A 16,043-nucleotide genomic window follows, 5' to 3' on the forward strand; every position below is an offset into this window, starting at 1 on the left:
CTTGTCATGTTCTTGCGCTGAAATGTTCAAGAATTACAGCCCATGGGGCGCCTCAAGTCAACGGCCTGTCCTAAATCGCGTGACCGGCCGGAAACGCGCTGCTAACGTCCGGCCCGACCAGGTGCTTTCCCGGAAAGAAGGAGAACGGCGTGCGCCGAGCTGTCGAGTCCCCGAGCCGTATGGACCTTTCGACAGCCCTGGAGCCGTTCATCCATGGAGTACCTGAACCTCGGAATCCTCGCCCATGTCGACGCCGGTAAGACGAGCCTGACGGAGCGCCTGCTCCATCACACCGGTGCCATCGGCACCCTCGGCCGCGTCGACGCCGGGGACACCCGCACCGACACGATGGACCTGGAACGCCGTCGCGGCATCACCATCCGCTCGGCCGTCGTCTCCTTCCGCGTCGGCGACCTGCGCGTCAACCTGATCGACACGCCCGGCCACCCGGACTTCATCGCCGAGGTCGAACGCGCGCTGCGGGTGCTCGACGGCGTCGTCCTCGTCGTGTCCGCCGTCGAGGGGGTACAGGCGCAGACCCGGGTGCTCATGCGAGCGCTCAAGCGGCTGCGGATCCCCGTGCTGATCTTCGTCAACAAGATCGACCGGGCGGGTGCCCGCCACGACGGCCTCCTCGGTGACCTCGCCGAACGCCTCGGCGTCGCCTGCGTACCGATGTCCGAAGTCGACGGCATCGGCACGGCGGCCGCGAAGGTCCGGCCGCTCTCGCCGTCGTCCGGACAGGCCGAGCAACTCGCCGAGCACAGCGACGCCTTTCTCACCGCGTATCTCGAAGACACTTTGACGGCCGAGGACTACCAGGACGAGATCGTCCGCCAGACCCGGCTCGGCCTGGTCTCCCCCGTCTTCTTCGGCTCCGCGCGAAGCGGCGAGGGGATCGGCGAGCTGACTTCGGGCATCCGCGAATTCCTTGCGGGAGCGGGGAAACCCATGCCCGACGACCGGTTGCGCGCCGCGGTGTTCAAGATCGAACGCGGCCGTGCGCACGAAAAGATCGCTTATGTCCGAGTGTTCTCCGGCGAGCTCGGCGCGCGGGACCACGTCCGGTTCCATCGCCCGGGCGGAGCGGTCGCGGCGGAGGCGAAGGTGAGCGCGGTGCGCGTCTTCGAGGTCGGCGACGAGACCGTCGAAAGCCGCGCACGGGCCGGGCAGATCGCCAAGGTCACCGGGTTCAAGGAGATCCGGATCGGCGACTTCATCGGCGTACCCGAAGACGAGGGTGCGTCCACGCAGTTTCCGCCGCCCGCCTTGGAAACCGAGGTCAGCCCGGCCGTACCCGCCGAAACGGCGTCGGTGTTCGCCGCCCTTCAGGAGCTGGCGGAACAGGATCCGCTGATCACCGTCCGGCAGGACGACGAGACACGGCGGATCTCGGTGCGGCTCTACGGCGAAGTGCAGAAGGAGATCATCGCGGAGACACTCTCCGCGCAGCACGGCCTCGACGTCGGATTCAGCCTCACCCGGCCGGTCCGCGTCGAACGGCCGATCGGCACGGGGCATTCGGTGTGGCTCATCACGGAGAAGCGGAATCCGTACTTCGCGACGCTCGGGCTGCGGGTCGGCCCCGGCGTCCCTGGCTCAGGCCTGACCTTCGGCCTCGACGTCGAGCTCGGTTCCCTCCCGCTCGCCTTCCACAAGGCCATCGAGGAGACCGTCGACGCGACACTGCGGCGGGGCCCGTCCGGCAAGGAGGTGATCGACTGCGTCGTGACCGTCACCCATACCGGTTACTTCAGCCCGGTCAGCGCGGCGGGCGATTTCCGCAAGGTCACCCCGTTCGTGCTGGAAGAGGCGCTGCGGGACGCGGGAACCGAGGTGCTCGAACCGGTCAGCCGGATCGAGGTGGAACTGCCGGTCGGCTCGGTGACCGCGACGCTTTCCCGGCTGGTCGAAGGCGGCGGAACCGTCACCGGCTCGGTGGTGCGCGGCGACCGGGCCGAGCTGACGGGCCTGCTCCCGCTCGGCGAGGTCGCCCGGTTCGAGCAGCATCTGCCCGGGCTCACGCACGGCGAAGGCCTGATGACCACCGAACCGGCCGGCTACCGGCCCGGGGTTAGCCCGAATCGGCCAATACCCGGCTAGCCGGAACGAGTACGTTCGTGGTGGTCGGCGAAATCCGCCGTCCGAGGGAAAGGGCGACGATGGATCAGTTTCGCGACACCGCTTCGGCGTTGCGGGAACTCACGGAGTCGATGCGACTCGACGAGCCCCGCGACGAGTTGCTGGAACGGGTGGCGAAGAAGGTGGTCGGACTGCTTCCCGGAGCGGACGCGGCCACGGTGACGCTGTACTCCGACGGCGAACCGAGCACCGTCGCCGCCACCGACGAGTCCCTGCTCCCCCTGGACAAGGCGCAGTACAGCGCGGACGAGGGCCCATGCCTGAAGGCCGCCCAAAGCGGGACGATCGTCCGGACCCTGCTGGACGCCGACGCGGCCGCCCGCTGGCCGGACTTCGCCGTCACCGCCGACCTGCTCGGCGTGCGGACCGCGCTCGCCTGCCCGTTGTTCGTCCCGGACGAGTCGCACTTCAGGCGGCGGGAATCCGAGCCGCTGTCCGGCGCGCTCAATGTCTGGAGCTTCCAGGAGAACGCCTTCGATCCGGTGGAGGCGGCCCTGGTCGCGATGTTCACCTCGGCGATCTCGGCGATCATCCTGACCGCGTCCCGCTGGGCCGCCGCCGAACGGCAGGCGGAGACCCTGGTCGCCGCGTTGGAGACCAGGGACGCCATCGCCACCGCGAAGGGAATCGTGATGGCACGTCTGGAGCTGAACGCCGAGGAGGCCTTTCGCTGGCTCACCGAGGCGTCGCAGCACACGAACCGCAAGATCCGGGAGATCTCGGTGCTGATCGCCGAGGACCCGAGCGCGGTTTTCGGGCGTTAACCCAGCGAGATCCGGCGGCCCTCGCGTGAGGACTCGAGGCCGGCTTCCGCGAGCCTGATGCCGCGCACTCCCGCCATGAAGTCGTACGGATGCGGCGCGTCCTCCACGACGTGGCGGATGAACTGCTCCCACTGGGCGCGGAAACCGTTGCCGAAGTCCTCGTTGTCCGGCACTTCCTGCCACTGCGACCGGTAGGACCGCGTCTCCGCCAGATCCGGGTTCCACACCGGTTTCGGCGTGGCCTCCCTGGGCTGGATGACGCATTTGTGCAGACCGGCGACCGCGCTGCCCTTGGTGCCGTCGACCTGGAACTCCACCAGTTCGTCGCGGTGGACACGCACGCACCAGGACGAGTTGAGCTGGGCGATGACCCCGCCTTCGAGCTCGAAGATCGCGTACGCGGAGTCGTCGGCCGTGGCCGCGTACCGCTCGCCCTTCTCGTCGACGCGCTCCGGGATATGGGTGACGGCCTTCGCGGTCACGGCGTTGACGGCGCCGAAGAGGTTCTCCAGCACGTAGTTCCAGTGGCAGAACATGTCGACGACGATGCCGCCGCCGTCTTCGGCGCGGTAGTTCCAGCTGGGACGCTGCGCGGACTGCCAGTCGCCCTCGAAGACCCAGTAGCCGAACTCGCCGCGCACGGAGAGGATCTCGCCGAAGAAGCCGCTGTCGATCAGGCGTTTCAGCTTGAGCAGGCCGGGCAGGTACAGCTTGTCGTGGACGACGCCGTTCTTGACCCCGGCCGCCTCGGCGTGCCGCGCCAGCGCGAGCGCGCCTTCGACCGACTCGGCCACCGGCTTCTCGGTGTAGATGTGCTTGCCCGCGTCGATGGCCCGGACGATCGACTTCTCGCGGACCGCGGTCAGCTGCGCGTCGAAGTAGAGCGGAAGGTCGTCGTCGCCGAGCGCGGCGTCGAGATCGGTGGTCCAGCGGGTCAGCCCGTGCCGGGTGGCGATCTCTTCGAGCTTGTCCGCGTTGCGCCCCACCAGGACCGGCTCCAGCTGGACCCGCGAACCGTCGGCCAGCTCGACCCCGCCCGCCTCCCTGATCGCCAGGACCGAGCGCACCAGGTGCTGCCGATAGCCCATCCGCCCGGTGACGCCGTTCATCACGACGCCGAGTTTCCGCGTGGTCATCCGTTCTCCTTTGAAAGCGCTTTCCTGCCCACATCCTGAAAGCGCTTTCTCACCCTGTCAAGACCGATGCGAGGAAAGTCCCTCCGGCTCAGGACGCGGGATCGTAGGCGCGGACGGCGTCGAGATACTCGGTGATGGCGTCCCGGTTGCGGAGCAGGCATTCGGCCCGCCGGGTCATCCGGTCGCGTTCGGCTTCCAGGGTTTCGAGCATCTCCGCGGTCGCGTCCGGGAAGTAGATCTGCCGGGGTTTGTCCAGGCACGGCAGGATCTGCTTGATGATCCTGGTCGGCAGCCCGGCGTCGAGCAGGCCGCGGACCTGGATGACCCTGTCGACCGACGCCTCGGCGTAGTCGCGGTAGCCGTTGGCCAGCCGCTCCGAGATGATGAGACCCTGCTCCTCGTAGTACCGCAGCAGACGGCGCGACGTCCCCGTCCGCTCCGACAGCTCCCCGATCCGCATGTGCGCCACCTCACCCCGGCCGACTTGACCTTCACATCTATGTGATGGTTCGAGCATACGGGCATGACTTCGAAACTCCCGCTCGGCGCGCTGCTCGCGCTGACCACGGCGGCGTTCGTCACCGTCCTGACCGAGGCACTGCCCGCGGGTGTGCTGCCCGCGATGAGCGCCGGGCTCGGCGTCGGCGAAGCGGCGACCGGGCAGCTGGTGACGGTGTACGCGATCGGCACCGCACTGACCGCGATCCCCCTGTCCGCCGCGACCGCCGGCTGGCGCCGCAAACGTCTGCTCCTGGCCGGAGTGGCCGGATTCGCCGTCGCCAACACGGTCACGGCGTTGTCCACGAACTATCCCCTGACCCTCGGCGCGCGGTTCGTCGCCGGGATCGCGGCGGGCGTGGTCTGGGCGCTGCTGGCCGGTTACGCCCGGCGGCTGGCGCCGGAACCGGTGCAGGGCAAGGCGATCGCCGTCGTGATGACCGGTATCCCGCTCGCGCTCTCGCTCGGCATCCCGGCAGGCACGTTCCTGGGCGGCGTCTTCGGCTGGCAGGTGACGTTCTCCCTGATGTCGCTGCTCGCGCTCGGCCTGCTGGGCTGGATCGCGCTGGGCGTCCCCGATTTCCCCGGACAGGACAAGGGCGGCAGGCTCCCGGTGCGCAAGACCCTCGCCGTGCCCGGCGTCGCCGCGGTCCTGTTCGTGACGCTGACCTTCGTGCTGGCGCACAACATCCTTTACACCTACATCGCCACCTTCCTCGAACACGTGTCGATGGGCGGCTCGGTCGACCGGATTCTGCTGGTGTTCGGACTGGCTTCGATGGTCAGCATCTGGCTCGTCGGCGTCCACATCGACCGGCGGCTTCGTCCACTGACCGTCGCGGGCACCGTCCTCGTGGCGGCCGGAGCGACGATTTTGGCTCTGCTGGGCGGGAATCCGGCTTTGGTCTACGTCGCGGCGATCCTGTGGGGACTCGGCTGGGGTGGCATCCCGACCCTGCTGCAGACCGCCGCCGCGCGGGCGGGGGACCAGGGCGGCGCGGCGGATATCGCGCAGGCCATGCTGGTCACCCTGTGGAACGCGGCGATGGCGGGCGGCGGGATCGCCGGCGGCGTCCTCCTCGACGGATTCGGTGCCGAGTCGTTCCCCTGGAGTGTCCTGGTGCTGCTCGTGCCGACGCTGGCCGTGGTGCTGGTGGCGCGACGGCACGGGTTCACAGCGGCAGTTCCGGATGACTCCGGATCGCTTCGAGAACCAGGTCGACGGCGGCGCGAGGCGCGGACCCGCGCCTGATCGCCGCGGTGATGGAGCGGTCGACCGGCGTCGCGAGCTCGCGGGTGGCGACGCGGTACCGCTTGTCGACGGCGAGGCCGGGCAGGAGCGCGATCGAAAGCCCGGCCTCGACATGCTGCAAGGTCATCATGTAGTTGCTGAACCGGGCGATCACGCGCGGCTCGAAACCGGCTTCGCGGCAGAGCCGGGTGGCGAGGTTCGCCATATACGACTGGGGGATGTCGAACGCCCAAGGCTCGCTCGCGTAGGCGGCGAGGTCGGCCGGACCCCGGCCCGCGGCCGGATGACCGGGCGGGACGACGAGCACGATCGGGTCGGTCGCGAGCGGCACCAGGTCGAGGTCGGGCCCCAGCGGCTGCTCGACGAAATCCGTGGTCGTGATGATGACGTCGGCGTCGCCGACCCGGAGCGCGGGCATGCTCACGTGCGGTTCGAGTTCGAGCAGTTCGATCTGGAGGCGCGGATGCGAACGGGCCAGCCGGTTCACCGCGGGGACGGCGATGGTGTGGATCGCGCTCTGGAAGGCGCCGAGGCGGACATGCCCCGCGGGCCCCTCGCCGAGACCGCGCAACTCGGCCTCGACGGTGTCCATATGGTCGAGGATCGCTCGCGCGCGGCGCGCCAGCATGCGTCCGGCCGGGGTCAGCCGGACGCGGCGGCCGGTGCGTTCCAGCAGTTGCGTGCGTGTCTCGACCTCAAGGACCGCGAGCTGCTGGGACACGCTCGACGCGCTCAGGTTGGCCGCCTTCGCGACGGCGCGGACGGTGCCGAGCGTGTCGAGCCTGCTCAGCAGGCTGAGCCTCCACGGGTTGAGCATGACACCATTGTTGTACGGATCATCCGAACAGCACAGCCGGAATTGTGAGATGGACGTGTCGCTCGGCTCCGCTTTACCGTCGGGACATGGCTGCTCCCCTCACCGACCTGTCCACCGCCGACCGTTTCTGGGCCGACGCCGACCGGCATCTCGTGCGCTACGCCGGGGCCGGCGACTTCACCCGCGAGATCATCGACCACGCCGCCGGGAGCTACCTGTTCACCGAGTCCGGGCGGCGGATCCTCGACTTCACTTCCGGGCAGATGAGCGCGATCCTCGGGCATTCGCATCCGGAGATCGTCGAGACCGTGCGACGGCAGATCGGCTCGCTTGACCACCTGTTCAGCGGGATGCTGAGCCGCCCGGTCGTCGACCTCGCGCGACGGCTGGCCGAGACCTTGCCGTCGCCGCTGGAAAAGGCGCTGCTGCTGACCACCGGGGCGGAGTCGAACGAAGCCGCGATCCGGATGGCGAAGCTGGTGACCGGGAAGCACGAGATCGTGTCGTTCGCCCGGTCGTGGCACGGGATGACGCAGGCGGCGGCGAACGCGACCTACAGCGCGGGCCGCAAGGGTTACGGTCCGACCGCGCCGGGCAACTTCGCCATTCCCGCGCCGAACTCGTACCGGCCGGATTTCCTCGGCCCGGACGGGGAACTGGACTGGAGGCGCCAACTGGACTTCGGGTTCGAGATGATCGACGCCCAGTCCGTCGGCAGCCTCGCGGCGTGCATCGTCGAACCGATCCTCAGCTCCGGCGGGATCATCGAGCCGCCGGTCGGCTACTTCGCCGCCCTGCGGGAGAAATGCCGTGAACGCGGGATGCTGCTCATCCTCGACGAGGCACAGACCGGCTTGTGCCGCACGGGAAACTGGTACGCCTTCGAACGCGACGGCGTCGTCCCCGACATCCTCACGCTGTCCAAGACGCTGGGCGCGGGCCTCCCGCTGGCCGCGGTGATCACGAGCGCGGAGATCGAACAGGAAGCGCACGACCGCGGCTACCTGTTCTTCACCACGCACGTCGCGGACCCGCTGGTGGCGGCCGTCGGGAACACCGTGCTCGACGTCCTCACCCGCGACCGCCTCGACGAACGCGCCACCGAACTAGGCGCCTTCCTCCGCCGGGGCCTCGACGACACCGCCGCCCGTCATCCCGTCGTCGGCGACATCCGCGGGCGGGGCCTGCTGGTCGGCGTGGAACTCGTCGTGGACCGTGCCACGAAATCCAGTTCCGACGAACTGGGCGCGCTGGTCACGCGACGCTGCCTCGACTTGGGGCTGCACATGAACATCGTGCAGTTGCCGGGGATGGGCGGGGTCTTCCGGATCGCTCCCCCGCTGACGGCTACCGAAGACGAGCTGGCGGAAGGGCTGGCGGTGCTGGATCAGGCGATCGGGGACGCGACCGCTCTGGTGTCATGAACACCTTCCCAAGTACATGAAGGCCCCCATCCTTGCGCCTAGGTACAGGAAGGGGGCCTTCATGTACTGCTGGGGCAAGCACTCACGAAGCCCTGAACTCCCGAAGCAAGCGTGCGACCTCGCCCGGCCGCTCCAGGAACGGCGAATGACCGACCCCCTCGACGACCTCCACGCGGGCCCCGACCGCCGAATACCGCGCGAAAGTCTTGTCACAGTCGTAAAACCGATCCCGGCGCCCGAGGATCACCAAGCACGGCAACCCCAAGGACGCCACTTGCGCATCGAGAGGACGAAACGCGAGTAGCCGTGCGCGTTCCACGAGTACCACCCGGGCCATCGCGGGCGCGGTGACGGCGTGATCGGCCAGGTCCTGCAGGGGGTCGTGGAACCAGCCCGAACGGCGGAACCGGGAGACGGACCGGACCCACCGCCGATGGGCGATCCGCCGCACGAGCGCGCCGACCATCGGCAGCAGAACCGAACTCCCCGGCGGAAAGGACGCGTAGCTGTAGTCCGGCGCCTGCCCGATCAACACCAGGGAACCCACCCGCGGCGAGATCCCGGCCAGCGCCAAGGCGACATCCGCACCGAAGGAGTGACCGGCGACCAGGACATCCTCGACGCCCAGCGCATCGAGGACACCGGCCACCATGCGCGCCTGCGACACCGCGTCGAGCCCGGACGAACCACCGGTGCATCCGTGCCCCAGCAGATCCACCCGGATCACGTGATGCGCCGCGGACAGGCCGAGGGTGAGCCGGTCGAACCAGTGCACCGACCCGCAATACCCGTGCAGCAACACCAACGGCGGCCCGGCGCCGTCCTGACGCACATGGACGGCGACGCCGTTCACGTCGAGGAAGTCGCCGATGGGGGAACGAGACACGCCCCCAAAGTAGCTCAGACCGGCGCGCTCTCCCTGTTGCGGGACAACAGGAAGGCCGCGACCCCGGCGGGCAGGAACATGAGCACGCCGTAGACCCCGGCGGGCACGGCCATCGCCTTGTCGCCGAGCACGGAGAACGCCACGGCGATCGCGAGGGTGGCGTTGTGGACGCCGATCTCCATGGCCGACGCGATCGCCTGCCCGCGGTCCACATGGAACAGCCGGGGCACGTAGTACCCGATCACGAGGCTGAGCACGGAAAGCGCCAGCGCCACCGGCCCGAGCGTGCCGATGTTGTCCACCAGCGTCCGGAATTCCTGCGCGATCGCGGCCGCGATCACCAGCACGAGCACCACGGCGGAGCCGATCTTGACCGGTTTGCGCATCCGCTCGGCCCAGGCGGTGAACCGGCTCCGCACGACCATCCCGAGTACGACCGGGATCAGCACGATCGCGAAGACCTGCACGAACTTCGCGGGCTGGAGCCCGACAGAGGCGCCGCCGTCGAGGAATTCGGCCATCGACAGGCCGACCACCAGCGGCAGGGTGAACACGGCCAGCACGGAGTTGATCGCCGTGAGCGTGACGTTGAGGGCGACGTCGCCACCGGCGAGGTGGCTGAACAGGTTCGCCGACGTTCCGCCGGGCGAGGCGACGAGCAGCATCATGCCGACCGCGAGCACACCTTCGAGGCCGAACAGCAGGATGAGGCCGACACAGATCACGGGCAGCACGATCATCTGGCACACCAGCGCGATGACGGCGGCCTTCGGGTACTTCAGCACCCGCGTGAAGTCGCCGACGGTCAGGGTCAGCCCCAGCCCGAACATGACGAGCGCCAGAGCTATCGGCAGGAGGATCGAAAACATCGCCGAACCCATCGAGGGGCCTCCGTCCGATATGCCCTTTTCAGATCGGCAATCGTGTCAAGCGGCGAGAACCCGGTCAAGGCACCGAAACCCAGACGTGACCCCACTTGACATTCCCGAGAGCAGTGCTCACTATAGTTACAAGCTATAACGAGACCGAGAAGCAATCAGGGAGAGCGCGATGAGCACGCTGACCGAGGTGGTCCTGCCGGGCAAGGTGGAGCCGGAAGGCCTGGAACTGCGGGAACGCCCGCTCCCCGAACCCGGGCCCGGCCAGGTCGTGATCGCGATGGAGGCGACCGGTGTCTCGTTCGCCGAACAGCAGATGCGCCGCGGCAAGTACTACGACCAGCCGCCCTTCCCCTTCGTCCCCGGCTACGACCTGGTCGGCACCGTGCTGACCACCGGCGACGGAGTCGACGGCGCCCTCACCGGCCGGCGGGTCGCCGCGCTGACGAAGGTGGGGAGCTGGGCCAGCCACGTGGTCCTCGACGCCGCCGACGTCGTGCCGGTCCCGGACGGCCTCGGCGCCGAGGAGGCCGAGACCGCGGTGGTCAACGGCATCACCGCCTGGCAGATGCTGCACCGCAAGGCCAGGGTGCGCGCCGGGCAGACGATCCTGGTCCACGGCGCGAACGGCGGGGTCGGTTCGCTGCTGGTCCAGCTCGCCGCGCAGGCGGGCGTGCAGGTGATCGGCACGGCGTCGAAGCGGCACCATGAAGCGTTGCGGCGCAAGGGAGTCATGCCGATCGACTACCGGACCGAGGATATCTCCGCGCGCGTAGCCGAGCTCGCGCCCGAGGGTGTCGACGCCGTCTTCGACCACGTCGGAGGAGCCAGCGTGCTCGCGTCGTGGAAGCTGCTCGCCCGCGGCGGCACCCTCGTCTCCTACGGCAGCGCCGCGACCCGCGACGACGAGGGCTCCAAGCAGTGGCCCGTGCTCAAGATCCTCGCGCGTGTGCTGGTGTGGAACAGCCTGCCCAACGGCCGCAACGCGTACTTCTTCAACGTCTGGGCGGGACGGTCCTTCACCAAGAACCGGTTCCGTGCCCGCCTGCGCGAGGACCTCACCCAGGTTTTCACAGCCCTCAAGGACGGCACGATCACGGCAGAGGTCGCGGCACGGCTGCCGTTGAGCCGGGTCGCGGAAGCGATGCGGCTGGCCGAGTCCGGCACCATCGCGGGCAAGGTGGTGCTCACGCCGTAAGAGTTCGGTAACCGCACTTTGCGCCCCGCGCGGGGTTCAATGGACGCATGAAACGCAAGCGGGTGCTCGCCGTCGTGGCGGTCGGACTGGTGGCGGCGGTGGCCGCGGGCCTCTACTGGTTCCAGCCGTGGAAGCTTTGGGTGAACGAAACGGTCCAGGAGGCGCTGCCCGTGGCCCAACCCACCGCCCAGCCCTCGGCCCAAGCCACCGAAAGTGCCACGCCCGCCCCGAAAGAGCCCACGGTCGTGGCGACCGGCGCGCTGATCAGCCACGAACACGCGACCACCGGCGACGTCCGGATCCTGCGCGCGGCCGACGGATCGCTGGTGCTGCGCCTCGAAAACCTCGACACGAGCAACGGCCCGGATCTGCGGGTCTGGCTCACCGACGCACCGGTGCTTCCCGGCAAGGACGGCTGGTCCGTATTCGACGACGGTGCGTACGTGAGCGCCGGGAAACTCAAGGGCAACAAGGGAAGCCAGAACTACACGCTGCCGGCGGGCACCGATCTGGCGCACTACTCGAGCGTGACGATCTGGTGCGACCGGTTCAACGTGTCCTTCGGCGCGGCCGAGCTGGCCAAGGTCTGACAAGTCACGCGAGCCGGTCCACGGCGTACTCCATCTCCGCTCGGACCGCCCGCAGATCGATTCCGCCGGGATCGATGATCGAGGCCACGGCGATCCCTCGCAACTGCCCCACCAGCGCCGCCGCGTAGGCGTCCGGGTCGCGGACGCCGGTGATCGAACCGTCCGCGAGCCCGGCGGCGACGGTCTGCGCGATGGCGAACCGGTACCGTCGATCGGCCTCGGTCATCGCCGACCGCACCGCCGGATCGCCGACGGTCGCGTCCGTCCAGAGCACCACGAACGCCCGGTTCAGCGGCGGCATGTCGGTGAGCAGCTCGAAGAAGATGTCCAGCAGGGCACGCAGCATGTCCATCGGGCTGGGTGTCAGCCCGCCGGTCCGCGTGGCGACGGCGGCGCTGAAGGCGTCGGCGAACTTCTCCGCGGCGAACTCGACGAGCCGCTGCACCAGCGTCTCCTTCGAGCCGAACAACTGGTAGACGACGCCGCTCGGATAGCCGGTCCTCGCGCAGATCATGCCGATCTTGAGCCGGGCGAAGCCTGCCTCGCCGATCAGGCGGGCGGCGGTTTCGAGAATCCGTGTCCGCGCGATCTCCTGGTCACGCTGGACCTGGTGCTCCTCCGCAGACGAATCCACGCCGAGATCCTCCCATGACTTCGGGTTCGTCACCCGTCGACGCGGCGTTACGATCCGGATATGAGGATCGCCTTCGCCGCCGACGACCGGAACGCCACCACGGACGCCGTTCAGGCCTATCTCGCCGAGACGGGCCACGAGGTGCTCCGCCCGGCGACGTCGGACGTCTGGCCGGAACTCGGCGCGGCGGTGGGCAGGGCGGTCGCGAACGGCGAGGCCGATTTCGGCGTGGTGATGTGCTGGACCGGGACGGGCACGGCCATCGCGGCCAACAAGGTGCCGGGAGTCCGCGCGGCGCTGGCCTGGGACACCTGGATCGCCGCGGGCGCGCGCAAGTGGAACGACGCGAACGTGCTGGCGCTGAGCCTCAAGCGGCTCGCCCCCGACGTGGCCGTCGAAATCACCGACGTGTTCCTTTCCGGTGTCGTGCCCGACCCCGATGAATCGGCGAATATCGCCCGGCTCGGCGAAATGGACGAATTCCGCCGGTGAACGGCACCGAACCAGTGAACGGTTAACGCTGTCGAACGTATTAGGCCGTTCGCAGGAAAATCACCACTCTACGTAGTGATGCTTCCCATATTGGTCCAGACCACGTACCGTCTCCCGCAACAAAGCGTTCCGCATGGAGGTGGTCGATGAAGACTCATCCCCGCCTGCCCGGCTTCGGCCGAGGCAACGCGATGTCGCCGATTTCCCTTTGACGAAATCATCTCCAAGATCATTTCCCGGCACCGGGTTGTAAGGAGTGAAATGTCGAGAAAAAGATGGCATCTGGTCGGCCTGTTCACGGCCGTCGCGGCGCTGGCCGTCGGTCTGGTGACCGTCCCGGCGAACGCGGCGGGCGGGGTCGGAGCCACCCTGACCAAGGGTTCGGACTGGGGGTCCGGCTGGGAAGGCAAGTACACGATCACCAACAACTCGGGATCGGGCCTGACCTCCTGGACTCTTGAGTTCGATCTCGCGGCGGGACACTCGATCGCATCGCTGTGGGACGGCAGCTACACCGTCTCCGGCCAGCACGTGACCGTCAAGAACACCTGGAACGGCAACATTTCCAACGGTGGGTCCACCAGCTTCGGCTTCAACGTCAAGTACTCCGGCGCTTACACCGCGCCCGCCAACTGCAAGATCAACGGCGGCTCCTGCGACCCGGGTGGCGGCAACCCGACCACGACGCCGACCACGCCGACCACCACTGTGCCCACTACGTCGAATCCCCCGACGTCCACCAGCACGAGCAACCCGCCGACCACCACGACTTCGAACCCGAACCCGGGCGCGAAGAAGAACCTCGGCTACTTCGTGCAGTGGGGCGTCTACGGCCGTAACTACCACGTGAAGAACATTCACACGTCCGGTTCGGCGAGCAAGCTGACGCATATCAACTACGCGTTCGGCAACGTCACCAACGGCTCCTGCACCGCCAACGACGACACCTACGCCGACTACGACAAGTTCTACGACGCCGGGTCCAGTGTGGACGGTGTCGCGGACACGTGGGACGCGGGCGCGCTGCGCGGGAACTTCAACCAGCTGCGCAAGCTGAAGAAGATGTACCCGGGGCTGAAGGTGCTGTGGTCGTTCGGTGGCTGGACCTGGTCCGGCGGCTTCGGCCAGGCCTCGAAGAACCCGGCCGCCTTCGCGGAGTCCTGCTACAAGCTGATCAAGGATCCGCGCTGGGCCGACGTCTTCGACGGCATCGACATCGACTGGGAGTACCCGAACGCCTGCGGTCTCACCTGTGACACCAGCGGTCCCGCCGCGATCAAGAACGTGGCACAGGCGCTGCGCACCAAGTTCGGCTCCTCGTTCCTGGTCACCGCCGCGATCACCGCGGACGCCAGCAGTGGCGGCAAGATCGACGCCGCCGACTACGGGCCCGCGTCGGCGTACTTCGACTGGTACAACGTGATGACGTACGACTTCTTCGGCGCTTGGGCGGCGCAGGGCCCGACGGCCCCGCACTCGCCGCTGACGTCCTACCCCGGCATCCCGCAGCAGGGCTTCAACTCCGACGAGGCCATCCAGAAGCTCAAGGCCAAGGGCGTCCCGGCGAGCAAACTGTTGCTGGGTATCGGTTTCTACGGCCGAGGCTGGACCGGCGTCACCCAGGCCACCCCGGGCGGCACCGCGACCGGCGCGGCACCGGGCACGTACGAGGCGGGCATCGAGGACTACAAGATCCTCAAGAACAGCTGCCCGTCGACCGGCACGATCGCGGGCACCGCGTACGCGAAGTGCGGCAACAACTGGTGGAGCTACGACACTCCCGCGACCATCAACGGAAAGATGGGCTGGACCAAGAACCAGGGTCTCGGCGGCGCGTTCTTCTGGGAGCTCAGTGGCGACACCTCGAACGGTGAGCTGGTCACGGCCATGCGCAATGGCCTGAACTGAGAGGTTGACAGTGGCTAAGCGGACTTGGATCCAGGCCATCGGCCTGTCCGCCGCTGCCGCAACGGCCGGCGCGGTCCTCGTGATCGCGCCGGCCTCCGCGGCCGGCGGCGTCGGCGCCGCCTTCAGCAAGGGCTCCGATTGGGGCTCCGGCTGGGAAGGCAAGTACACGATCAGCAACAACTCGGGTTCGAGCCTTCCCGCCTGGACGGTCGAATTCGACCTCCCCGCGGGACACTCGATCGCTTCGCTGTGGGACGGCAGCTACTCGGTCTCCGGGCAGCACGTGACGGTGAAGAACACCTGGAACGGCAACCTGTCCAACGGTGGCAGCACCAGTTTCGGGTTCAACGTCAAGTACTCCGGGACCTACGTCGCCCCGGCGAACTGCAAGATCAACGGTGGTTCGTGCGATCCGGGCGGCGGCGGGCCGACCACGACGCCGACCACACCCACCACCACGACCACCACGTCCTCCCCGACGACGACCACGAGCAACCCGCCGCTGCCCGGCGGCCGTGGCGCGCCGTATCTGTACATGGGCTGGGGCAGCCCGCCGAACCCGCAGACGGTCATGAACGCGACCGGGATCAAATGGTTCACGATGGCGTTCATCCTGTCGTCCGGTGGCTGCAATCCGGCTTGGGACGGCAGCCGCCCGCTGCAGGGCGGCGTCGACGCGAACGCGATCGCGCAGATCAAGGCCGCGGGCGGGCAGATCGTGCCGTCCTTCGGCGGGTGGAGCGGCAACAAGCTCGGCCCGAACTGCTCGACGCCGGAAGCGCTCGCCGGCGCCTACCAGAAGGTGATCGACGCCTACGGTCTCAAGGCGATCGACATCGACATCGAGAACACCGACGAGTTCGAGAACGCGGCCGTGCAGGACCGCGTGCTGAACGCGCTGAAGATCGTGAAGGCGAACAACCCCGGCATCCAGACCATCCTCACCTTCGGCACGACCACCACCGGCCCGAACTTCTGGGGCCAGCGGCTGATCGACCAGTCGAAGGCACTGAACGCCGGGATCGACGTCTACACGATCATGCCGTTCGACTTCGGTGGCGGCGCGGACATGTACGGCAACACCATCAACGCCGCGAACGGTCTGCGGGACAAGCTGAAGTCGGCTTTCGGGTGGAACGACGCCACGGCGTACGCCCACCTGGGCATCAGCGGGATGAACGGTCTTTCGGACCAGCGGGAACTGACGAGTCTCGACACCTGGACCCGGATCACCAACTGGTCGAAGACCAACAAGATCGCCAGGCTGGCGTTCTGGTCGACCAACCGTGACCGGGGCTGCCCGAACGGCGGGGTCGCCGAGAACTGCAGTGGTATCGCACAGAACGACTGGGACTTCACGCGGATCACCGCGGCCTTCTGACGTCCCTTCGAACCGCGGGCCCGCACCGATGCTGCACGGTGCG

General features: G+C 68.2%; 15 protein-coding genes. 9 read left to right on the plus strand and 6 right to left on the minus strand.

Features of this window, described 5'->3' with window-relative positions:
- The first annotated feature begins 213 nt into the window (after positions 1-213).
- Together ACIBTM_RS01385 and ACIBTM_RS01390 are read left to right on the plus strand one after the other, a co-directional pair.
- Complete coding sequence (locus tag ACIBTM_RS01385; RefSeq protein WP_395874430.1) at positions 214-2,103, plus strand: GTP-binding protein; 1,890 nt, start codon at positions 214-216, stop codon at positions 2,101-2,103.
- A gap of 59 nt (positions 2,104-2,162) precedes the next feature.
- Positions 2,163-2,906 (plus strand): GAF and ANTAR domain-containing protein, encoded by a 744-nt coding sequence (locus ACIBTM_RS01390; RefSeq protein ID WP_395874432.1) that lies wholly within the window; start codon positions 2,163-2,165, stop codon positions 2,904-2,906.
- Here ACIBTM_RS01390 and ACIBTM_RS01395 read toward each other — a convergent pair.
- Both ACIBTM_RS01395 and ACIBTM_RS01400 read right to left on the minus strand, forming a co-directional pair.
- Positions 2,903-4,042: a Gfo/Idh/MocA family protein gene (locus tag ACIBTM_RS01395; protein WP_395874434.1), complete on the minus strand. Its 1,140-nt coding sequence runs from the start codon at positions 4,040-4,042 to the stop codon at positions 2,903-2,905. The genes ACIBTM_RS01390 and ACIBTM_RS01395 overlap by 4 nt on opposite strands.
- Positions 4,043-4,130: 88 nt before the next feature.
- Positions 4,131-4,502 (minus strand): MerR family transcriptional regulator, encoded by a 372-nt coding sequence (locus ACIBTM_RS01400; RefSeq protein ID WP_395874436.1) that lies wholly within the window; start codon positions 4,500-4,502, stop codon positions 4,131-4,133.
- A 63-nt stretch (positions 4,503-4,565) separates the two neighbouring features.
- Between ACIBTM_RS01400 and ACIBTM_RS01405 the strand changes: the two genes are divergently transcribed.
- Complete coding sequence (locus tag ACIBTM_RS01405; RefSeq protein WP_395874438.1) at positions 4,566-5,792, plus strand: MFS transporter; 1,227 nt, start codon at positions 4,566-4,568, stop codon at positions 5,790-5,792.
- On the opposite strand, the gene ACIBTM_RS01410 is transcribed toward ACIBTM_RS01405, so the two are convergent.
- The gene (locus ACIBTM_RS01410; RefSeq protein WP_395874440.1) at positions 5,713-6,609 is read right to left on the minus strand and encodes a LysR family transcriptional regulator; all 897 of its coding nucleotides are present in this window, start codon (positions 6,607-6,609) and stop codon (positions 5,713-5,715) included. The two genes, ACIBTM_RS01405 and ACIBTM_RS01410, sit on opposite strands and share 80 nt — an antisense overlap.
- Before the next feature lie 86 nt (positions 6,610-6,695).
- Here ACIBTM_RS01410 and ACIBTM_RS01415 point away from each other — a divergent pair, with 86 nt between their 5' ends.
- Positions 6,696-8,033 (plus strand): aspartate aminotransferase family protein, encoded by a 1,338-nt coding sequence (locus ACIBTM_RS01415; protein WP_395874442.1) that lies wholly within the window; start codon positions 6,696-6,698, stop codon positions 8,031-8,033.
- 82 nt (positions 8,034-8,115) lie between these two features.
- Here the strand turns inward: ACIBTM_RS01415 and ACIBTM_RS01420 are convergent, their stop codons facing one another.
- Together ACIBTM_RS01420 and ACIBTM_RS01425 are read right to left on the minus strand one after the other, a co-directional pair.
- Positions 8,116-8,919 (minus strand): alpha/beta fold hydrolase, encoded by an 804-nt coding sequence (locus ACIBTM_RS01420; protein WP_395874444.1) that lies wholly within the window; start codon positions 8,917-8,919, stop codon positions 8,116-8,118.
- 14 nt (positions 8,920-8,933) lie between these two features.
- Positions 8,934-9,800: a bile acid:sodium symporter family protein gene (locus ACIBTM_RS01425; protein ID WP_395874446.1), complete on the minus strand. Its 867-nt coding sequence runs from the start codon at positions 9,798-9,800 to the stop codon at positions 8,934-8,936.
- A gap of 169 nt (positions 9,801-9,969) precedes the next feature.
- Here ACIBTM_RS01425 and ACIBTM_RS01430 point away from each other — a divergent pair, with 169 nt between their 5' ends.
- Both ACIBTM_RS01430 and ACIBTM_RS01435 read left to right on the plus strand, forming a co-directional pair.
- Entirely contained in the window at positions 9,970-10,995 is a 1,026-nt protein-coding gene (locus ACIBTM_RS01430) for a medium chain dehydrogenase/reductase family protein (protein WP_395874448.1), read from the plus strand.
- Between the two features lie 47 nt (positions 10,996-11,042).
- Positions 11,043-11,585 (plus strand): DM13 domain-containing protein, encoded by a 543-nt coding sequence (locus ACIBTM_RS01435; RefSeq protein ID WP_395874450.1) that lies wholly within the window; start codon positions 11,043-11,045, stop codon positions 11,583-11,585.
- A gap of 4 nt (positions 11,586-11,589) precedes the next feature.
- Here ACIBTM_RS01435 and ACIBTM_RS01440 read toward each other — a convergent pair whose 3' ends face one another.
- The gene (locus ACIBTM_RS01440) at positions 11,590-12,219 is read right to left on the minus strand and encodes a TetR/AcrR family transcriptional regulator (RefSeq protein ID WP_350596257.1); all 630 of its coding nucleotides are present in this window, start codon (positions 12,217-12,219) and stop codon (positions 11,590-11,592) included.
- A gap of 60 nt (positions 12,220-12,279) precedes the next feature.
- Here ACIBTM_RS01440 and ACIBTM_RS01445 point away from each other — a divergent pair, with 60 nt between their 5' ends.
- From ACIBTM_RS01445 to ACIBTM_RS01455, 3 genes are all read left to right on the plus strand, one after another.
- Positions 12,280-12,711, plus strand: a complete 432-nt coding sequence (locus ACIBTM_RS01445; RefSeq protein WP_395874453.1) for an RpiB/LacA/LacB family sugar-phosphate isomerase — start codon at positions 12,280-12,282, stop codon at positions 12,709-12,711.
- A 261-nt stretch (positions 12,712-12,972) separates the two neighbouring features.
- Complete coding sequence (locus tag ACIBTM_RS01450; protein WP_395874455.1) at positions 12,973-14,619, plus strand: glycosyl hydrolase family 18 protein; 1,647 nt, start codon at positions 12,973-12,975, stop codon at positions 14,617-14,619.
- Between the two features lie 37 nt (positions 14,620-14,656).
- Positions 14,657-16,000 carry a cellulose binding domain-containing protein gene (locus ACIBTM_RS01455; RefSeq protein WP_395875765.1) on the plus strand — a complete coding sequence of 448 codons (1,344 nt, stop codon included), beginning with the start codon at positions 14,657-14,659 and terminating at the stop codon, positions 15,998-16,000.
- The last annotated feature ends 43 nt before the right edge of the window (positions 16,001-16,043 follow it).

Origin of the sequence: Amycolatopsis sp. NPDC049868, from assembly GCF_044461365.1 — a bacterium.
Taxonomy (GTDB): Bacteria; Actinomycetota; Actinomycetes; order Mycobacteriales; family Pseudonocardiaceae; genus Amycolatopsis.